Annotated in this window: 14 protein-coding genes and 2 pseudogenes; 7 read left to right on the top strand and 9 right to left on the bottom strand. The window is 71.2% G+C overall.

Annotated elements, in window-relative coordinates:
• Positions 1-2: 2 nt before the first annotated feature.
• The gene (locus ABR738_RS12000) at positions 3-2132 is read right to left on the bottom strand and encodes a PIG-L family deacetylase (protein WP_350229957.1); all 2130 of its coding nucleotides are present in this window, start codon (positions 2130-2132) and stop codon (positions 3-5) included.
• An 864-nt stretch (positions 2133-2996) separates the two neighbouring features.
• Here ABR738_RS12000 and ABR738_RS11995 point away from each other — a divergent pair.
• Positions 2997-6002 (top strand): bifunctional [glutamine synthetase] adenylyltransferase/[glutamine synthetase]-adenylyl-L-tyrosine phosphorylase, encoded by a 3006-nt coding sequence (locus ABR738_RS11995; RefSeq protein ID WP_350229956.1) that lies wholly within the window; start codon positions 2997-2999, stop codon positions 6000-6002.
• A 115-nt stretch (positions 6003-6117) separates the two neighbouring features.
• Here ABR738_RS11995 and ABR738_RS11990 read toward each other — a convergent pair whose 3' ends face one another.
• From ABR738_RS11990 to ABR738_RS11980, 3 genes are all read right to left on the bottom strand, one after another.
• Complete coding sequence (locus ABR738_RS11990; protein ID WP_502964072.1) at positions 6118-6837, bottom strand: phosphatase PAP2 family protein; 720 nt, start codon at positions 6835-6837, stop codon at positions 6118-6120.
• A gap of 289 nt (positions 6838-7126) precedes the next feature.
• Positions 7127-8152: a LacI family DNA-binding transcriptional regulator gene (locus ABR738_RS11985; RefSeq protein WP_350229954.1), complete on the bottom strand. Its 1026-nt coding sequence runs from the start codon at positions 8150-8152 to the stop codon at positions 7127-7129.
• A 25-nt stretch (positions 8153-8177) separates the two neighbouring features.
• Positions 8178-9782 carry a glycoside hydrolase family 13 protein gene (locus ABR738_RS11980; RefSeq protein WP_350229953.1) on the bottom strand — a complete coding sequence of 535 codons (1605 nt, stop codon included), beginning with the start codon at positions 9780-9782 and terminating at the stop codon, positions 8178-8180.
• Positions 9783-10085: 303 nt separating this feature from the next.
• On the opposite strand from ABR738_RS11980, the gene ABR738_RS11975 reads away from it, so the two are divergent.
• The 5 genes from ABR738_RS11975 (at position 10086) to ABR738_RS11955 (ending at position 16090) form a co-directional block, all read left to right on the top strand.
• Positions 10086-11360, top strand: a complete 1275-nt coding sequence (locus ABR738_RS11975) for an extracellular solute-binding protein (RefSeq protein ID WP_350229952.1) — start codon at positions 10086-10088, stop codon at positions 11358-11360.
• 80 nt (positions 11361-11440) lie between these two features.
• A complete protein-coding gene (locus ABR738_RS11970; RefSeq protein WP_350229951.1) occupies positions 11441-12433 on the top strand; it encodes a carbohydrate ABC transporter permease in 993 nt (330 codons plus the stop codon).
• 7 nt (positions 12434-12440) lie between these two features.
• Positions 12441-13292, top strand: a complete 852-nt coding sequence (locus tag ABR738_RS11965; protein WP_350229950.1) for a sugar ABC transporter permease — start codon at positions 12441-12443, stop codon at positions 13290-13292.
• A gap of 75 nt (positions 13293-13367) precedes the next feature.
• Positions 13368-15056, top strand: coding sequence for a glycoside hydrolase family 13 protein (locus ABR738_RS11960; protein WP_350229949.1), 1689 nt, complete (start codon positions 13368-13370; stop codon positions 15054-15056).
• The gene (locus ABR738_RS11955; protein ID WP_350229948.1) at positions 15041-16090 is read left to right on the top strand and encodes a LacI family DNA-binding transcriptional regulator; all 1050 of its coding nucleotides are present in this window, start codon (positions 15041-15043) and stop codon (positions 16088-16090) included. Before ABR738_RS11960 ends, ABR738_RS11955 begins: the two co-directional genes overlap by 16 nt.
• A 59-nt stretch (positions 16091-16149) precedes the next feature.
• On the opposite strand, the pseudogene ABR738_RS11950 reads toward ABR738_RS11955, so the two are convergent.
• The 5 genes and pseudogenes from ABR738_RS11950 to ABR738_RS11930 form a co-directional block, all read right to left on the bottom strand.
• A pseudogene (locus ABR738_RS11950) lies at positions 16150-16341 on the bottom strand (IS5/IS1182 family transposase); the annotation flags it as partial.
• A 15-nt stretch (positions 16342-16356) separates the two neighbouring features.
• A complete protein-coding gene (locus tag ABR738_RS11945) occupies positions 16357-16482 on the bottom strand; it encodes a hypothetical protein (RefSeq protein ID WP_350229947.1) in 126 nt (41 codons plus the stop codon).
• 210 nt (positions 16483-16692) lie between these two features.
• Positions 16693-17157 (bottom strand): winged helix-turn-helix domain-containing protein, encoded by a 465-nt coding sequence (locus ABR738_RS11940; protein ID WP_350234535.1) that lies wholly within the window; start codon positions 17155-17157, stop codon positions 16693-16695.
• A gap of 263 nt (positions 17158-17420) precedes the next feature.
• Positions 17421-17948 (bottom strand): hypothetical protein, encoded by a 528-nt coding sequence (locus ABR738_RS11935; RefSeq protein ID WP_350229946.1) that lies wholly within the window; start codon positions 17946-17948, stop codon positions 17421-17423.
• Entirely contained in the window at positions 17942-18337 is a 396-nt protein-coding gene (locus ABR738_RS11930; RefSeq protein WP_350234534.1) for a DNA/RNA non-specific endonuclease, read from the bottom strand. The genes ABR738_RS11935 and ABR738_RS11930 overlap by 7 nt, the downstream gene beginning before the upstream one ends.
• A gap of 666 nt (positions 18338-19003) precedes the next feature.
• Between ABR738_RS11930 and ABR738_RS11925 the strand changes: the two are divergent.
• Positions 19004-19166: pseudogene (locus ABR738_RS11925) on the top strand (transposase); the annotation flags it as partial.
• Between the last annotated feature and the right edge of the window lie 851 nt (positions 19167-20017).

Genomic DNA, 20017 nt, shown 5'->3' with positions numbered 1-20017 from the left:
GGTCAGTCCGACGCCGGCTGCCAGGGAGCGGCGGGGCTGCCCGGGCCCGCGGCCCGGGTCCAGTACAGGCGTCCGTCGAGGCCGATCGCGGCGGCCACCGCGCCCCGGCCGTCCGCTACCGCCGAGGGAGCGCCGGTGAACAGGATGCCGCTGTCCGCCGCCCAGCGCGTGCCGTCCGTGCCCGGCTCGGCGGTGGCGAGCGCGCCCGAGGCGGCGCGGCCCGCGACGAGCGGGCCCGCCGCGCCGACCATGCCGTAGCCGGAGGTGCCGCCGAGACCGGTGGGCGCGGCGGGGCGCGCGCCCGTGAACAGCACGGTGCGTACGTCGCCCGAGTCCGCCGCGCGGTAGTACACCCGCACGCCCGCGCCGTCCGCGTGGGCGGACAGGCCCGTCGTGTTGGGCGGGAGCCCGGTGTCCTCGGCGCGCGCGGGCATCGGGGCGCCCGGGTCCCGCTGGGCCCAGGTGGCCATGGAGGAGGGGGTGCTGGAGAAGACGTGGACGCGTCCGGCGCCGTCGGTCGCCGCCACCGGGTCGCCGATCAGCGCGGCGCCGCCGAGCGAGGTCCACGGCGTCCAGCCGCCGTCCCCGGTCAGGGTCGCCGAGTGCAGCCGGCGGTCGGCGCCGCGCAGGAAGACGGTGAGCTTTCCGGTGCCGTCCACCGCCGCGCTGGGAGTGGACATGTCGAAGACGCCGTCGGCGCCGCCCGCGCCGGGCGCGCCGCTGGTGCGGGGCGCCCCCAGGGAGCGCCACGGCCCGAACGTGCCGTCCGGCCGCTGCACCGTGGCGACCGCCTCGCGCTGGTAGCCGCCGGGTCCGGCGCCGAAGAGCGTACGGGTGCCGAACACCGCGAGGCGGCCGTCCGCCAGGCGCGTGGCGCTCACGCCCGGGTCCATGCCGTCGCCGGGCAGCAGGCCGGGCGCGTCCCAGGTGCTGTTCGCGCCGGGCGGCTTGTGCCAGACGGCGACGCGCTGGTTGAGCACGCCGAACGCCCACAGGCTGCCGTCGGCGCCGGAGGTGAGCCAGGAGGTGGAGTTGGTGCGGCTGTAGCGGATGGACTCGGCCCAGTTGTTGCCGTGCGGGTCGGGCGCGACCTTGCGGTCGCCACAACCGGCCGCACTGGCACAGTAGTTGTCGTCCGGGTCCATCCAGGCGTACGTCTCCACGACGGCGGCCTTGGCGTCGGCGGCCGCCTTGGGGAAGGTGTGCGGCAGGTGGCTGGTGTTGTAGCCGAAGTAGGTCTGGACGCTGAAGTCCGGGTGGTTGGCGGACCTGGCGTACTCCTGGAGGGCGGCCTGGGCGAAGCGGGCGCTGTAGATGTGGTCCTGGTGATCGATGATCTTCCCCGGCCTGCCGTCGAGGCCGGGCGTCGGATCCATGGTGCGTACGTGGGTGGGGCGGAAGCGCTCCATCAGGCCGGCCAGGGTCTTGACGACCTGGTCCTTGGTGTACGTGAAGGCGTGCGCCGGGCTGCCCGAGGCGATCTGCGAGGCGAGCGCGCCGGTCTGGCCGTTCCACAGGCCGCGCAGGCTGTGCGGCTGCTTGCCGAGGATGGTCTCGGCCTCGCGCAGCTGCACCCACACCAGGTGGATGCCGGGGTGGGCGTCGAGGGTGTCGAGTTCGGCGGTGCCACCGCCGGCGGTGGGTATGGAGCGGCGCGTCCAGGAGCCGGCCCGGTCGCCGGTCGCCATCTGCGCGTAGGCCCCGCGTATGCCGTTCTGGCGGGCTTCGGCGTACGCGGCCCGGTCGGCGGCGGGCCTGCGCTCGCCCTTCTTGGCCGGCGGCGAGTTCACGCCGTCCGCCTCGCCCGCCGTGACGTAGACCGACGTCATGGGGCGGCCCGAGCGCAGGGACTGGCCGGTGTCGGGGTTCATGAAGAACAGGTCGTCGTCCGGGTGGGCCATGATCTGCATCACCGAGCCGCCGTCCGGGCGCACGGGCGGCGGGGACGCGGGGCGGGCCTCCACGGGGCCGGCGTTCACGGGGTGGCCGCCCGTCCTGGCCTGCCCTTCGCTGTCGGACATGGCCAGTTCGGCGAACACGCCGCCCGAGACGAGCAGGACGACGAGGGCGGAACCGGCGACGGCGCCGCGCCGGGAGAGCAGGGCGGAGCGCAGCGGCGGCCTGGGGTCCATGGGTGTGGTCTTTCGGTACGGGCGGCTTGGGGCCGGACTGGTGCGTGAGCACGGGGTGCCGGGGCCGGCCGTGGGTGCGTGCTCGATCAGGTCTGGTCAGAACCTGATCGCTCGGGAAGACGAAAGGTCCCAGAATGGGGTTCACTTACGCGACCAAGCAAATGTGTGTCCTCGCTCACGCGGATCCGCGGGGGCGCGGGGAGGGGCCGAGGTTGCTGTGCCGGCCCACACCAGCGCCGCAGGGGGCGCGGGGGCAGGCTGAGGTTGCTGTGCCGGCCCCCACCAGCCCCGCCGGGGGAGGGGCTGAGGTTGCGGTCCGGACCAGCACGGACCCTGCCGGGGGCGCGGGGAACTGCGCGGCCGGCCGCGCACGGTCCGCAGTCGGGGTCCCTGGGGCTCCGCCCCGGACCCCGTTCGCGCTGAAGGCGCTCGTCCTCGATCTCCCCCAAGGCCTTGAGGGCCAGGGGGGACCGCCATGACGGGCTGAGGTTGCCGGTGCGGGCCAGCACGGACCCTGCCGGGGGCGCGGGGAACTGTGCGGCCGGCCACGCACGGTCCGCAGTCGGGGCCCCTGGGGCTCCGCCCCGGACCCCGTTCGCGCCTGAAGGGCGCTCGTCCTCAAACTCCCCCAAGGGGCCCCATGCGGGCTGGGTATGCCCATGCGGGCCAGCACCGGCCCCGTCAGGGGCGCGGACACAGGCTGAGGGTGCCGGTGCGGGCCCGCACCGACCCCGCCGCGCGAGCAACCCCCGCGCCGCCCGCGCCCGAAGGGCGACGCCTCGGGGCACGCGGGGGCCACCACCCCGCCCCCCGACCCCGGTCGCCGGATAGGCTCGACCCACGGACGACGTGGGAGGCGGCCACATGACGGTGCCGGCGCCGGGGCGCAGGAGCAGTACCTTCACACGGCTGCTGCGGCATGGCTTCACCGACCCCTCCGCCGCCGAGCGCCTGCTCGAAACCCCCGGCCTCACCCCCGTACGCACCGATCCCGTCCTCCTGGACGCACTCGGCGCCACCGCTGACCCCGACCTCGCCCTCGCCGGCCTGGTCCGCCTCGTGGAGGCGCCGGCGCAGGACGACGACGAGCGCCGCGCGCTCCTGGACACCCTGGTCACCGCGAAGCCGCTGCGCGACCGGCTGCTCGGCGTGCTCGGCGCCTCCGAGGCCCTGGGCGACCACCTCGCCCGCCACCCGCACGACTGGCACGCCCTGGTCACCTACGAGGCCGAGGACCTGCACCCGGGCGTCGCCGAGTTCGAGCGGAGCCTGGCCGAGGCAGGCGACCCCGTCAGCCTGCGCGTCGCCTACCGGCGCTGCCTGCTGGCCATAGCGGCCCGTGACGTGTGCGGCACCACCGACGTGGCCGAGGCCGCCGCCGAACTGGCCGACCTCGCCACCGCGACCCTGCGCGCCGCGCTCACCATCGCGTCCGCCGCCGCGCCCGACGACGCCGCCCAGTGCCGGCTCGCTGTCATCGCGATGGGCAAGTGCGGCGGGCACGAGCTCAACTACGTCTCCGACGTCGACGTGATCTTCGTGGCCGAGCCCGTCGACGGCTTCGAGGAGGGCAAGGCCATGCAGGCCGCCGCCCGCCTTGCCGCGCATCTGATGCGGATCTGCTCGGAGACCACCGTCGAGGGCGTGATCTGGCCGGTGGACGCCAACCTGCGCCCCGAGGGCCGCAACGGCCCGCTCGTACGCACTCTCTCCAGCCACCTCGCCTACTACCAGCGCTGGGCCAAGACCTGGGAGTTCCAGGCGCTGCTCAAGGCCCGCCCGGTCGCGGGCGACCCCGAACTCGGCCGGGAGTACGTCGAGGCCGTCGCCCCCCTGGTGTGGCAGGCCGCCGAGCGGGACAACTTCGTCGCCGACGTACAGAAGATGCGGCGCAGGGTCATCGAGAACATCCCCGCCGGCCAGGTGGAGCGCGAGCTGAAGCTCGGCCCCGGCGGTCTGCGCGACGTCGAATTCGCCGTCCAGCTCCTTCAGTTGGTGCACGGACGCAGCGACGCCACCCTGCACAGCGGCACCACCCTGGACGCGCTCGCGGCGCTCGCCGCCGGCGGCTACGTGGGCCGCGCGGACGCCGCCCAGCTCGACGAGGCGTACCGCTTCCTGCGGACCATGGAGCACCGCATCCAGCTCCACCGGCTGCGCCGCACCCACCTGGTGCCCGAGGACGAGGCCGACCTGCGCCGCCTCGGCCGCTCGCTCGGCCTGCGCACCGAGCCCGTCGCCAGCCTCAACAAGGAGTGGAAGCGGCACGCCTCGGTGGTGCGCCGTCTGCACGAGAAGCTGTTCTACCGCCCGCTCCTGGACGCCGTCGCCCAGCTCGCGCCGGGCGAGATCCGGCTCAGCCCCCGCGCGGCCGCGCACCGCCTCGAAGCGCTCGGTTACGCCGACCCGTCCGCGGCCCTGCGCCACCTGGAGGCGCTGAGTTCGGGCGTGAGCCGCAAGGCCGCCATCCAACGCACCCTGCTGCCCGTCCTGTTGGGCTGGTTCGCGGACTCCGCCGACCCCGACGCGGGCCTGCTCGGCTTCCGCAAGGTCTCCGACGCGCTCGGCAAGACCCCCTGGTACCTGCGGCTGCTGCGGGACGAGGGCGCGGCGGCCGAGAACCTGGCCCGGGTCCTCTCGGCCGGCCGGCTCGCCCCCGATCTGCTGCTGCGGGCCCCCGAGGCGGTGGCCATCCTCGGCGACCCCGACGGGCTCGTGCCGCGCGGCCGCGACCACCTCGAACAGGAGATCATGGCCGCCGTCGGCCGGGCCGAGACCGCCGAGGGCGCGGTCGCGGCGGTCCGGGGGGTGCGCAGGCGCGAACTGTTCCGCACCACGGCGGGCGACCTCATCGGCTCGTACGGCACCGAGGACAACCCCGCGGAGGAGGATCCGGGCGCGCTGGTCGACCGGGTCGGCGGCGCGGTCACCGATCTGAACGCGGCCACGCTCGCGGGCGCCCTGCGCGCGGCGGTGCGGGCCGAGTGGGGCGAGACGCTGCCGACCCGTTTCGCGGTCATCGGCATGGGGCGCTTCGGCGGCCACGAGGCGGGTTACGGCTCGGACGCGGACGTCCTGTTCGTCCACGAGCCCCGCGAGGGCGTCGAAGAGCAGGAGGCCGCGCGGGCCGCCAACCGGGTCGTCGCGGAGATGCGCCGGCTGCTCCAACTGCCCGCCGCCGACCCGCCGTTGATGATCGACGCGGATCTGCGCCCGGAGGGCAAGTCGGGGCCGATGGTACGCACCCTGAAGTCGTACGAGGCCTACTACCGGCGCTGGTCGCTGGGGTGGGAGAGCCAGGCGCTGCTGCGGGCGGAGGCGATGGCGGGCGACGCGGAGCTCGGGGCCCGATTCATCGAGCTGATCGACCCGCTGCGGTATCCGGTGCGGGGCCTGAGCGACGAAGCGGTGCGTGAGATCCGCCGTCTCAAGGCCCGCATGGAGTCCGAGCGGATGCCGCGCGGCGCCGACCCCACGCTGCATGCCAAGCTCGGGCGTGGCGGCCTCTCGGACGTGGAGTGGACGGTCCAGCTGCTCCAGATGCGGCACGGATGGGAGCTGCCCGGGCTGCGGACCACCCGAACCCGTGCGGCCCTGGCCGCGGCCCACGCGGCGGGGCTCATCGACACCGAGGCCGCGTCGATACTGGACGAGGCGTGGGTGCTGGCGACGCGGGTGCGCAACGGGGTCATGCTGGTGCGGGGGAGGGCCGGGGACACGTTTCCCTCCGACGGGCGGGAGCTGGCGGCGGTGGGTCGTTACCTCGGGTACGGGCCGGGGCATGTCGGGGACATGCTGGAGGACTACCGTCGCCTCACCCGCAGGGCGCGCGGTGTCGTGGAGGAACTGTTCTACGGCGCACACCTGTAACCCCGGAGCTCCGCCCCAGCCCCCGGACGGGCTGACCATGCCCATGCGGGCCGGCATGGACTCCGCCAGGGGCGCGGGGAACTGCGCGAGCGGCCCAGCGCGGCCCGCGGTGTGACTACGTCCGCGCCGGCCGGGCGGAGACCCCCTGGCCGGGGCCGCCGGGGCCGCCGGGGCCGACGCGCCGCGGCAGGCGGTGCGGCAGGGAGCCGTACCACGCGCGGGAGACCAGGACGCCGAAGGTGAGGCAGAGCAGACCCCCCACCGCGTCGAGCCAGAAGTGGTTCGCCGTGGAGACGATCACCACGAGCGTGGCCATCGGATACAGCAGACCCAGAATCTTCGCCCACGGCGCGGACGCCAGCGCGAAGATCGTCAGCCCGCACCAGGTCGACCACCCGATGTGCATGGACGGCATCGCCGCGTACTGGTTCGACATGTTCTTCAGGTCGCCCGAGGCCATCGAGCCCCAGGTGTGGTGCACAAGGACCGTGTCGATGAAGCCGCCGCCGTTCATCAGACGGGGCGGCGCGAGGGGGGTGAGGAAGTAGCCGACCAGGGCCACGCCCGTCGTCGCGAAGAGGACGAGCCGTGACGCCGCGTAACGGCCGGGGTGACTGCGGAAGAGCCACACGAGAACACTGATCGTGATGATGAAGTGCAGCGTCGCGTAGTAGTAGTTCATGCCGACGACGAGCCATGTCACCGAGTTCACGGCGTGGTTGACCGACTGTTCCACCGCGATGCCCAGGTGGTGCTCGGCGCTCCAGATCCAGTCGGCGTTACGGAGCGCCTTCGCCTTCTGCTCCGGCACGGCGTTGCGGATCAGTGAGTACACCCAGTAACTCACCGCGATCAGAAGGACTTCGAACCAGATGCGCGGCCGACGCGGCCGGCGCAGGCTTCGGACCCGGGCGGAAAAGCCGTTTCGCCCCGGTTCGTTGGCTGTGGAGGGTGAGGCCGGCGGTCCCTTGGTTGGAGCGGCCGTCCGGCCTTCCAGAGTTTTCACGGTCATGTCACCCATGGAGAGAGAGTCTGCCAGATGCACATACCCTCCGCCGATCATCCTCCGGTCGGGTTCGCTCCGCACCCGCTACTCCTGCGGGATGAGGATTTCCCCGGGTGCGTCAGGGGCGGGGATGGCGCGCGCCCGAGGTGGAACCGCGTACCACCAGCTCGGGCATGAACACGAACTCGCTGTGCGGCGCGGGGGTGCCCCCGACCTCTTCGAGCAGCGCGCGGACCGCGGCCTGACCCATCGCGGTCACGGGCTTGCGGATCGTGGTCAGCGGCGGGTCGGTGAACGCTATCAGCGGGGAGTCGTCGAACCCGACCACCGAGATGTCCCGCGGCACATCGAGACCCGCCTGGCGCGCGGCCCTGATCGCGCCGAGCGCCATCATGTCGCTGGCGCACACCACCGCGGTGCAGCCCTGCGCGATGAGCGCGGCGGCGGCCGCCTGGCCGCCCTCCAGGGTGTACAGCGAGTGCTGGATCAAGGACTCCGCGTCGGCGAGGCTCAGGCCGAGCCGGTCCTGCATCCCCGCCGTGAACCCCTCGATCTTGCGCAGGACCGGCACGAAGCGCTTGGGTCCCACGGCCAGGCCGATCCTGGTGTGGCCGAGCGCGGCGAGGTGGGTCACCGCGAGCCGCATCGCGGCCCGGTCGTCGGGGGAGATGAAGGGCGCCTGCACCTTCGGCGAGAAGCCGTCCACCAGGACGTAGGGGACGCCCTGGGCGCGCAGCTGCTCGTAGCGCTCCATGTCGGCGGTGGTGTCCGCGTGCAGCCCCGAGACGAAGATGATCCCGGAGACGCCCCGGTCCACCAGCATCTCGGTGAGCTCGTCCTCGGTGGAGCCGCCCGGGGTCTGGGTGGCGAGAACCGGGGTGTAGCCCTGCCGGGTCAGCGACTGGCCGATGACCTGCGCGAGGGCGGGGAAGATCGGGTTCTCCAGCTCCGGCGTTATCAGGCCGACGAGCCCCGCGCTGCGCCGGCGCAGTCGGACGGGCCGCTCGTAGCCCAGCACGTCGAGTGCGGCCAGAACGGATTCGCGGGTGCCCGCTGCCACGCCGGGCTTGCCGTTGAGCACGCGGCTTACTGTGGCTTCGCTGACCCCCGCCTGGGCTGCGATGTCGGCGAGCCGTGCGGTCACGGGATTGGACTGTACCGGTCCCACGTCAGATTGCCCACCAGACGGCGGATTCGGCCGGCAGCCAGGCGTGCGCGGCGCCGAACTCGACGGCGGCGCTGGTGAGCAACGGCCTTCCGGGAAGCGGAAGTTGGACCGGGTGGTCCGCCGTGTTGAGGGTGCACACGAAGCCGGGCCTTGCGAAGGCGAGCACGCCGTCGGGCGCGGGCAGCCAGCTCATCGTGCCGTCGCCGAGGCCCGGCAGTTCCCGGCGCAGGGCGAGGGCCGCGCGGTAGAGCTCGAGCGTCGAGTGCGGGTCGCCCGACTGGGAGGCGACGCACAGGCCCCGCCAGGACGCCGGCTGCGGCAGCCAGGGCGCGGCCGCGCCGAAACCGAGGGAGGGGCCGTCCGCCGTCCACGGCATCGGCACCCGGCAGCCGTCACGGAAGCCGTCCTGGCCGGACGCGCGGTGGAAGGCGGGGTCCTGGCGCACCTCGTCGGGCAGGTCGGTGACCTCGAAGAGGCCCAGCTCCTCGCCCTGGTAGAGATAGGCGGAGCCGGGCAGCGCCAGAGTGAGGAGCGCCGCCGCGCGCGCCCGGCGCAGGCCCTGCTCGCCGCCGCCGTAGCGGGTCACATGGCGTACGACGTCGTGGTTGGAGAGCACCCAGGTGGTGGGGGCGCCGACCGCGCCGGTGGCGGCGAGCGAGGCGTCGACGGTCGCGCGCATCCGTTCGGCGTCCCAAGGGCAGGTCAGGAACTGGAAGTTGAAGGCCTGGTGCAGCTCGTCGGGGCGTACGTACAGGGCCAGGCGCTCGGGCGAGGGTGCCCAGGCCTCGGCGACCGCGACGCGCTCGCCCTCGTAGCCGTCGAGCAGTTCGCGCCAGTGGCGGTGGATCTCGTGGACGCCGTCCTGGTCGAAGAAGGGGAGCACCTGGTTGCCGATGAGCTTGGCCTGCTCCTTCGCGCCGATGTCGGGCAGCCCGGCCGCCTTGACCATGCCGTGGGCGACGTCGACGCGGAACCCGTCGACGCCGAGGTCGAGCCAGAAGCGGAGTACGGAGTCGAACTCCTCGCGCACCTCGCGGTGGTCCCAGTTCAGGTCGGGCTGTTCGGGGGCGAACAGATGCAGGTACCACGCGCCGTCGGCGACCCGCGTCCAGGCCGGTCCGCCGAACACCGACTCCCAGTCGTTGGGCGGCAGTTGACCGCTCTCGCCCCGCCCGGGGCGGAAGTGGTAGCGCTCGCGCGCGGGGCCACAGGCCAGGGCCTCCCGGAACCAGGGGTGCTGGTCGGAGGTGTGGTTGGGGACGACGTCGACGATGACCCGAAGCCCGATCCTGTGAGCCTCGCGCACCAGGTCGTCCGCGTCGGACAGGGTGCCGAAGAGCGGGTCCACGCTGCGGTAGTCGGCCACGTCATAGCCGCCGTCGGCCTGCGGGGACGCGTAGAAGGGGGTGAGCCAGACCGCGTCGGCGCCCAGCTCCCTCACGTACGGCAGCCGGGCCGTGATGCCGGGCAGATCGCCGACGCCGTCGCCGTCGCCGTCCGCGAAGGAGCGCACGTACACCTGGTAGATCACCGCGTCGCGCCACCAGCCGGTGCCCGGGCGGGTGCGCTCCTGGACGGCGGCGGGGGTCGTCAGCTCCTGCGTCATGTCTGGTCCCTCTCGAAAGCCCTGCGGCGACGGTCCTCGCGTCCCCGGGATGAACGCCGTCGGCCCCTCGAAAGTAACAGCCTTGCAAGGGCTTGCGGAAGCCTTGCAGGTCCGGCCCGGTTCCTCATGGACCAGCCGTACCGGCTTTGACAAGGCGCACAACGGCAACCGTGCGGACACGCTGGTGTAACGATCGACCGGGCTTGCAGAAATTCTTCGCAAGGTCTTTCGGTCGCCTTTCATCCTTGTTACGTTCCTGGCGATCCGGCGCCGTGATGGACGGCACCCAGTGAAGGAGTTCTCATGCGACGTGGCATAGCGGCCACCGCGATCGCGGCGACCCTCGCTCTCGCGGCGACGGCCTGCGGTGGCAGCGACAGTGACGGCGGCTCGGCGGACGGCCCCGTCACCCTCACGTGGTGGGACACCTCGAACGCCACGAACGAGGCCCCCGTGTACCAGGCGCTGGTCAGTGAGTTCGAGAAGGCGAACCCCAAGATCAAGGTCAAGTACGTCAACGTGCCCTTCGACCAGGCGCAGAACAAGTTCGACACCGCCGCCGGCGCCAAGGGCGCCCCGGACGTGCTGCGCGCCGAGGTCGGCTGGACGCCCGCCTTCGCCAAGAAGGGCTACTTCGTGCCGCTCGACGGCACCGAGGCCCTGGCCGACCAGGCCAAGTTCCGGCCGAGCCTGATCAAGCAGGCCCAGTTCGAGGGCAAGACCTACGGCGTCCCGCTGGTCACCGACACCCTGGCCCTGGTCTACAACAAGGCCCTGTTCGCCCAGGCCGGCATCGTCAAGGCCCCCGCCACCTGGGACGAGCTGAAGGCGGACGCCGCGCTCGTCAAGGAGAAGGCCGGCGTCGACGGGTTCTGGGGCTCCACCGCCGGGTACTACGCGCAGCCGTTCCTGTACGGCGAGGGCACCGACACCGTCGACACCGCCGCCAAGAAGGTCACCATCGCCAGTGCCCCGGCGGTCAAGGGCCTCGACACCTGGAAGGGCCTGTTCGACGGCCCCGGCCTGCACAAGGCGGACGTCACCGCCGACGCGTACGCCCACATCCAGGACGCCTTCGTCAACGGCAAGGTCGCCGCCATCATCCAGGGCCCGTGGGAGATCACCAACTTCTACAAGGGCTCCGCGTTCAAGGACAAGGCCAACCTCGGCATCGCCACCGTCCCGGCCGGCTCCGCCGGCACGGCGGGCGCCCCGACCGGCGGCCACAACCTGTCCGTGTACGCCGGCTCCGACAAGGCGCACACGGCCGCCGCCATGAAGTTCGTCAACTTCATGACCTCGGCCAAGAGCCAGGAGACCATCGCCCTGAAGAACTCCACCCTGCCGACCCGCGACGACGCCTACACCGCGCAGGTCAAGGCCGACCCGGGCATCGCCGGTTTCCAGAGCGTGCTGCCCGCCGCCAAGCCCCGGCCCGAGCTGCCCGAGTACAGCTCGCTGTGGACCCCGATGGACACCACCCTGCCCAAGGTCGCCGACGGCAAGGAGTCCGTCGCCGACGCCACCAGGAGCCTTGAGCAGGACATGGCCAAGCTGGTTCCCGGCTTCACCAAGTGAGCCCCGCCGCCGGGCCGTTCCCCCACCGGGACGGCCCGGCGGTACGCACGTGTGCCGAACTCCCCGGAAAAGGTGTCGAGATGACCGTTGCCGTCGATGGCGCGGCCCCCGCGAGCGCGTCCACGGCGCGCCGTGGACCGCTGGAACGCCTGCGGCGCTCCTGGCAGAAGCACTGGTACGCGTACGCGATGGTCGCGCCGATCGTCGTCGTGCTCGGCGTCCTGGTGCTCTATCCGCTCGTCCAGGGCGTGTACTACACGCTCACCGACGCCGACAGCCTCAACTCGGCGCGCACCATCGGCGCCAACCACATCCCGGGCACCTACGAATTCGTCGGCCTGCACAACTACGCCGACATCCTGTGGGGGCCGACCTCCTGGGACCGGTTCTGGTCGCACTTCATCTGGACGGTGGTGTGGACCGTCGCCTGTGTGACCCTGCACTACACCATCGGGCTCGCGCTGGCCCTGCTGCTCAACCAGAAGCTGCGCGGGCGCACCTTCTACCGGATGACGCTGATCCTGCCCTGGGCGGTGCCCACCTTCGTCACCGTCTTCTCCTGGCGCCTGATGCTCAGCGACTCCGGCATCGTCAACACCGTGCTCGGCGCGGTGCACCTGCCGCAGCCCCAGTGGCTGGAACAGCCGCACTTCCAGCAGCTCGCCGCGATCCTCGTCAACACCTGGGTCGGCGTGCCCTTCATGATGGTCTCGCTGCTCGGCGGCCTCCAGACCATCCCCGGTGAGCTGTACGAGGCCGCCGAGATGGACGGCGCGAGCCCCTGGCAGCGCTTCCGTCACGTCACTCTGCCGGGCCTGCGCCCGGTCAGCGCCACCGTCGTCCTGCTCGGCATCATCTGGACGTTCAACCAGTTCGTGATCATCTTCCTGCTGTTCGGCAACGGCGGCGCCCCCGACGCCCAGATCCTCGTCACCTGGGCCTACCGGCTCGGCTTCGGCCAGCAGCCCCGCGAGTTCGCGCAGTCGGCGACCTACGGCGTGCTGCTGCTCTCCATCCTGATCGTCTTCTCCTCCTTCTACCGTCGCTGGCTGGCCCGCAATGAACAGGTCTGATGCCCCCATGACCACCAAGGCCGTCTCCCGCGACCACGGCCGGCGCCGCACCGCCGTCCTGTCGCACCTCGCGCTGAGCCTCGCCAGCCTGGTCGCCCTCTTCCCGATCGCCTGGCTGGTCTTCGTCTCGCTCGGGCCCGACAAGGACGACTATCTGCACCCGGGCCGCATCTGGTCCAAGCTGTCCTTCTCCAACTACGCCTTCGTCACCGAGCACACCAAGTTCTTCACCTGGCTCGGCAACACCGCCCTGGTCGCCGTCCTGACCTGCGTCATCGGCGTGATGTTCGCGGCGACCACCGGCTACGCGGTGTCCCGGATGCGTTTTCCCGGCCACAAGAAGCTGATGTGGGTGCTGCTGGTCACCCAGATGTTCCCCATCGCCGTACTGATCGTGCCGATGTACCAGATCCTCGGCGACATGGGCCTCATCGACACCTACGGCGGCCTGATCCTCGTGTACTGCTCCACCGCGGTCCCGTACTGCGCGTGGATGCTCAAGGGGTACTTCGACACCATCCCGGTCGAGATCGACGAGGCGGGCCGGGTGGACGGGCTGACCCCGTTCGGCACGTTCTTCCGGCTCATCCTGCCGCTGGCCCGGCCGGGCCTGGCCGTCGCCGCCTTCTACACCTGCCTCACCGCGTGGGGCGAGGTGGCGTTCGCCTCCACGTTCATGCTCGACGACAGCAAGTACACGCTCGCGGTGGGCCTCTCCAGCTTCGTCAGCCAGCACGACGCCCAGTGGAACTACATGGCCGCCACCGCCGTCCTCATCGCGATCCCGGTCTCCGCCATCTTCTACCTGGTGCAAAAGCACCTCGTCACCGGCATGACCGCGGGTGCCACCAAGGGCTGAGCCGGGCTCGGACCCGGCCCCTCGACACCGAAGGCTCGGGGCGTCACGCCCCCAGACCCCCCTTTTAAGGACGACATGACCCAGCACTTCACCGCCCCCGACCGCCTCACCGGGACGACCGGAACCCAGTGGTGGCGGGACGCCGTGATCTACCAGGTCTATCCGCGCAGCTTCGCCGACGGCAACGGCGACGGCATGGGCGACCTCGACGGCGTGCGCAGCCGGCTGCCCTACCTGCGCGACCTCGGCGTCGACGCCGTGTGGCTCTCGCCCTTCTACGCCTCCCCGCAGGCCGACGCCGGTTACGACGTCGCCGACTACCGGGCCATCGACCCGATGTTCGGCACCCTGCTCGACGCCGACGCGCTGATCCGCGACGCCCACGAGCTCGGCCTTCGCATCATCGTGGACCTCGTGCCCAACCACTCCTCCGACCAGCACGAGTGGTTCAAGCGCGCCCTCGCCGAGGGCCCCGGCTCGCCGCTGCGGGCCCGCTACCACTTCCGCCCGGGCAAGGGCGAGGACGGCGGGCTCCCGCCCAACGACTGGGAGTCCATCTTCGGCGGGCCCGCCTGGACCCGTACCGAGGCGCCGTCAGGCGATGGGGGCACCTCCCAGCCGGAGGCCGGGGGAGAGTGGTACCTGCACCTGTTCGCCCCCGAGCAGCCCGACCTCAACTGGGACCACCCGGCCGTCGCCGACGAGTTCCGCTCCATCCTGCGCTTCTGGCTCGACATGGGCGTCGACGGCTTCCGCGTCGATGTGGCGCACGGCCTGGTCAAGGCGCCGGGTCTGCCCGACATCGGCGGCCACGACCAGCTCAAGCTGCTCGGCCAGGACGTCATGCCGTTCTTCGACCAGGACGGCGTGCACGAGATTTACCGCTCCTGGCGGACCATCCTCGACGAGTACGACGGCGAGCGCATAGCCGTCGCCGAGGCCTGGACCCCCACGGTCGAGCGCACCGCGAACTACGTACGCCCCGACGAACTGCACCAGGCCTTCAACTTCCAGTATCTGGGCGCCCCTTGGGACGCGGCGGCGCTGCGCGAGGTCATCGACGTCTCGCTCGCCGCGATGCGCCCGGTCGGCGCCCCGGCCACCTGGGTCCTGTCCAACCACGACGTCACCCGGCACGCCACCCGCTTCGCCAACCCGCCCGGCCTCGGCACCCAGCTGCGCACCCCGGGCGACCGCGGACTCGGCCTGCGCCGGGCCCGCGCCGCCACTCTCCTGATGCTGGCCCTGCCCGGCTCCGCCTACGTCTACCAGGGCGAGGAGCTGGGCCTTCCCGACGTCACCGACCTGCCCGACGAGGTGCGCCAGGACCCCTCCTTCCACCGCGCCGCAGGGCAGGACGGCTTCCGCGACGGCTGCCGCGTGCCGATCCCGTGGACCATCGAGGGCAGCTCGTACGGATTCGGCGAGGGCGGCAGCTGGCTCCCGCAGCCCGACTCCTGGGCCGGGCTCAGCGTCCAGGCGCAGACCGGCGACGCCGACTCCACCCTGGAGCTCTACCGCCGCGCCATCGCCGCCCGCCGCGCCCACCCGGGCCTCGGCGCGGGGGACGACCTGCGCTGGCTGGAGGCGCCCGACGGGGTGCTGGCCTTCGCCCGCGAGGGCTTCGTGTGCACGGTCAATCTGACGGGCCGTCTGGTGTCGCTTCCCGTGCCCGGCCGCCTCGTCCTGGCCAGCGCCCCCGTCGCCGTGGACGGCGACCGGTTCGAGCTGCCCGCCGACACGACGGTGTGGTGGACGGTGTGAACCTCGCCGCGCAGCCGGCCGGGCCGCGCCTGGCGGAGATAGCGGCCCAGGCCGCCGTCAGCGAGGCCACCGTCAGCCGCGTGCTCAACGGCAAACCGGGGGTGGCGGCCCCCACCCGGCAGCGGGTGCTGGCCGCCCTGGACGTCCTGGGCTGGGAGCGCCCGGCCCGGCTGCGCCGGCGCAGCGCGGGTCTGATCGGCCTGGTGACCCCGGAGCTGACCAACCCGATCTTCCCCGCCTTCGCCCAGGCGGTCGAGCAGGTGCTCGCGGGCCACGGCTACACGCCCGTCCTGTGCACCCAGCTGCCGGGCGGGCCCACCGAGGACGAACTGGTGGAGCAGCTGGAGGAGCGGGGCGTCAACGGCATCGTGTTCCTTTCGGGACTGCACTCCGACACCTCCGCCGACCCGGCCCGCTACCGGGCGCTGGCCGAACGGGGCGTGCCCCACGTCCTGGTCAACGGGTACAACGACGCGATCCGCGCGCCCTTCGTGTCGCCCGACGACCACGCGGCGATGCGGATGGCGGTCGGTCACCTCGCCGACCTCGGGCACACCCGCGTCGGACTCGCGATCGGCCCGCCGCGCTACGTCCCCTCGCGCCGCAAGACCGAGGGGTTCACCGCGGCGCTCGGCGAACGGCTCGGGCTGCGCGAACAGGAGGCGTCGGCGTACATCAGGCCCACCCTGTTCAGCGTGGAGGGCGGTCAGGTGGCGGCGGGCGCGCTGCTCGACCAGGGCTGTACGGGGATCGTCTGCGGCAGCGACATGATGGCGCTCGGCGTGGTGCGCGCGGCGCGCGAGCGCGGTCTGGACGTGCCGCGCGACGTCTCGGTGGTGGGCTTCGACGACTCCCAGCTCATCGCCTTCACCGACCCGCCCCTGACCACGGTGCGCCAGCCGGTGCAGGCGATGGCGGCCGCCGCGGTCTCCGCGCTCCTTGAGGAGATCGGCGGGACGCCCGTCCAGCGCACCGAGTTCGTCTTCCAGCCGGAGCTGGTGGTGCGGGCCTCCACCGCGCGGGTGCGCGGCTAGAAGGCCGATGAAAATCTTGGTGAGGGGCTGTCCGCCGTCAAGCCGGACAGCCCCTGCGGTCATGCACTGGCTGGTGCGATGTGCCGGGTGCCCCTGGTGTGGGTGAGTCCGAGGTTGATCAGTCGGCGGAGGTTGAGGGCGGCGGCTCGGGTGTGGAGCCAGGTGTCGTTCTTGATGGTGGTGCGGTAGCGCAGGCGCCGGTTGCCGTGGTGGACGAGCCGGGCGACGGCGCGTTTGACCGGTGGCCGCCAGCGGCGGTAGTCGGCCTACCAGCTGGGGTCGGTGGCGACCTGGTGGCGGGCGGCTGTCTGGAGGCCGTGGTGCGGGCGGATGGTCAGGATGCGTCCGGCCCTGGCTTTGGTGCACCGCTCGCGCAGGTGCATCCGGTGCATAAGTCCCTGAAAGAGGCTTTGCGCTGGTGGTGCTGCCCCGCCGGGGGCAGACAGGCCCGGCCCACGGTGTGTCCGGCCGGGCAGGTCACGACAGCGTCTGTGGTGTCGATGGCGAAGTCGTCGAGGGTGAAGCCGCCCGGGACGGCGGGCCGCAGCGGGGCGGGTTTGAGGAACAGCCGGTGTCCAGCCCCGTCCAGGGCCCGGCGTATCTCACCGGTGGAGTAGGCGGTGTCGCCGAAGACGTCTACCGATGCGCGGCCACTCGTGGGAGACCCAGCGGGCAATCTCCGATTCATCCCGCTCCACCGCGCGCCGCTCGGGCCGCTGAAGACTCCATCCCAGCCGGCCGGTCAGCAGCCGCCACACCGACGCCCGCAACAGGATCACCCCCGTCTCCCGTTCTACGACGGTGCCGACCCGCTCCAGGGTCCACAGGCCGGCCTCGAAACCGTGAGCCTGGGCCCCTCGCTCCAACGCGGCCCGGACCACCTCGACCTGTGTGTCGTCCAGCTTGGGCGGCCGTCCGGTCGCCGCACGCCGCCGTAACGCTGAAGCACCGCCTTCCTCCCACACCCGACGCCAACGCCGCACACTCTCCGCACACACCCCCACCGCCCGCGCGATCTCCGTATTCGAGACACCCTCCTCGAACAACTCGACCGCCCGAACACGCATCGCCTCCGCCAACTGAGGCCGCGTCAAAGGAGGAAGAGGCGAGCCGGCAGCCGGGGAAACAGGTTGATAAGCCACCCCAACAGCGTCCCACTCCGGCGTATGCCGATTACCGAACCGAGTGATCAAAGACAGCGGGGGCCGTAACGCCAGTCCGACGTATTCAATTTCCAGCTGGAACGTCTCAGATAGTCGGGAGACGTGGACTCTCGACAGCACTGTGGGGGCCCTCTACCTCTGAGGCCCCACAGTGTTTCAGCCAGATCTTACCCTACGGAGACTGTCGGATTGCTTCCAGGGAAGCCCGAGGGAAGGCCATAGGGTGGAACGGTTCCCGCGCAGAGTCCGGCGAGGTAGTCCGTGATGCCGCCATTATGGTGATACCAGTCGTCGTTCGCGCCAGCCACTACGACGGTCCATCTATCGGGCTCACCCTTCGTAACCCAATGGAATTCATCGCCGTCCACCGAAGACCCCCACGGGAACAGCCCGCCAGGCGTAGGGAAGGCTGGATATCCTCCGCTCATGTCTTGCTGCGACATTTCATCGAGCGCTCCGAGATTCTCCCGCATCTGCTCAACAAATGCGCCCTCGGCTCCGGGGACAGGTGAGGTGACAGCGAGGAACTGGTTGATCTTCAGCCACGGATAGAGTTCGGCCAGATCGATGTAGTCGCCAGGCAGACTGGTTCCGAGTCGCCCGCAGACGGTCTTCCAGTCGACTCGCCGCCGAACCGGCAGCCTATGGGTGATCAAGCCCGGCAATGCGGCCTCTAGCGATTCGATACTCAACATCCTCCCCCTCTGACATTCACGTTTTGCATTCGCTTGGTAAACAGGTTGCCGCTTGGCGTCGATGCGGTCATGTTGATCGCGGTGGGAATCGGAGACGATGGATTCCCGTATTCGAGACTTGCGCCGTATGTAACTGGCTGACCACTGTGGAGCGCGGATGCCATTCTATTCTCACACGATTTCATGCCGCTTGTATTCATGAGTCGGAACCCTGTGAATATATTTTCCGGTATGCCCTTCCCGTAAAACCTGTCGCCAATTATCTGCGATCTATTGTGGAGCCACCCGCCAGTTGAATCCTGGACGTTGCCAGCAGGAAATCCGGGCGGGTTCGGGAGACCGCCAGTGTCTCGCGAGTTCGGGGGCTTGAGGTCTTGGCCAGGGCACATCGGCGCCGCAGCGCCAGTCGGTTTTCCGGCCATGAGCGGAGAGTATATGTATCGCTGGTCGCGTGACTGTTCGGAGCACCTGTACCGGTCTGTGATGCCGCGCGGGTTGACCTTCTTGCTGCCACCGGACGAAACGAGGGCGTCAAGCGGATTCTTCCCTTCCCAGATACCCACAAAAGTACCTACTGCCGCTCCCGCCACGTTGCGCTTGAGAACGGATCCGCCCACCTGCCAGATAGAACCCCAGCGGCTGGAGCCTGCGCTCCCGGTGGGGCAGGCATTGACCTCGCCTGATGAAATGCCCGGGGGCAAGGTTCCGATAGCTGTCTGGAAGCCGGTGTGCCAGCCATGATCAAGCTCATGTCAAGAAGGCCTTCCGGCCTGCCGGGCCGCCTGGGCGGAATGCTGCAGCCAGAGTCCTGGGCGTAGACCGGCGGGGTTGCAGTGCCAGTCCGTAACGGCGGGGCTGGGGAACCGTGTGCAACGGCCGACGCCCCAACCCTCTACAGCTCTCTGGCCTCGGCCTCGATGACGGCGCGTGGGTCGTCCTACCGGCATTGGCCGTGCCGCCCGGCGCTCTCGCATACGGGCCCGCATCCAGGCGGTGAACACGGCGAGATCAGAGCTGCCCGCCCGTCAGTTGAGGGCGCAGTCCGGTGGGTGCGGCGCAAGCGCAAGGCGCTGGCCATGCTGCCGCAGCCCAAGGCCGCGGACCGGTATGGTCCTGGCCGTCGATGTCTTCGCGTGGCTGCGGCCCGACGCACCAACCAGCCCGGACCGCCTGTTCTGCCACGTCTACGGCCGCTCGGGATCCTCCAGCGACCAGTTCGCCCTTCGGCTTGCCCTGGCGGCGCCGCCCTGCCGACCCCAACTCGAACCCCACGATGGCTATTTCAGACGGGTGGCAGGTCCCGCACGGTGGTGTCGAGCCGCAGTTGTCCCTGGCTGGCCGTGTGGGGGATGAGGTATCCGACGCGTCCTGCCTGGGTTCCGAAGCAGGCGGTCACGCCGTCGGGAAAGTCCGCGCTGCGGGATCCGAGGTTCGTGTTCAGGAGAGCGACGCAGTCCTGGCGCTGGGGGTCCCGGATTCGTGGAAGACCACGATGCTCTGGCTGGTGTAGCGGCCGGCGTCGCAGGTGAGGAGACGGGGCAGGGAGATGTCTCCCGCGGGGCGGGAGGGGGGCGCTGCGGCGGAAGGGGGTCCAGCGACCACCCGGTGGTGCTGCCGTCGTCCAGGGGGAGCGTCCCGTGCCACCTCACCCGCACCGCCACGGGGATCGTCGCTGTGGCTGTGGACGACGGGGATGGGAGTGGCGGAGAGGACGATGGGCTTGGATGGCGACGGGGGAGCGGGCGTGGAAGGCGAAGGCGGGAGGTGGCGGCGGGGATGACGCTGTCGGCTGTCGGAATGGGGCCGGAGACCGGAGCATCTCGCCGGAGCAGGACCACCCCCAGATGATCGTGGCGACGGCGAGCAGGATGGCGAGGAGTACGAAGGGCCGTTTCTAGGGGGAATATCGCTTGGGCCAGGCGAGGGAACACCCCGGCGGGAGGGGCCTTCCGGAGTCCTGGAGTACGGCGCCAGTTCAGCGGTGTCCTCCACGGGCAGCTTGGCCAGGAGGCCGTCGATCGTGATCAGGACGTGCTCCCGCTTCGCGGCCAGGCCGACGCGGTCTGTTC

The organism is Streptomyces sp. Edi4 (assembly GCF_040253615.1).
Lineage (GTDB): Bacteria > Actinomycetota > Actinomycetes > Streptomycetales > Streptomycetaceae > Streptomyces.
This window is presented reverse-complemented; position numbering and strand designations above follow the sequence as displayed.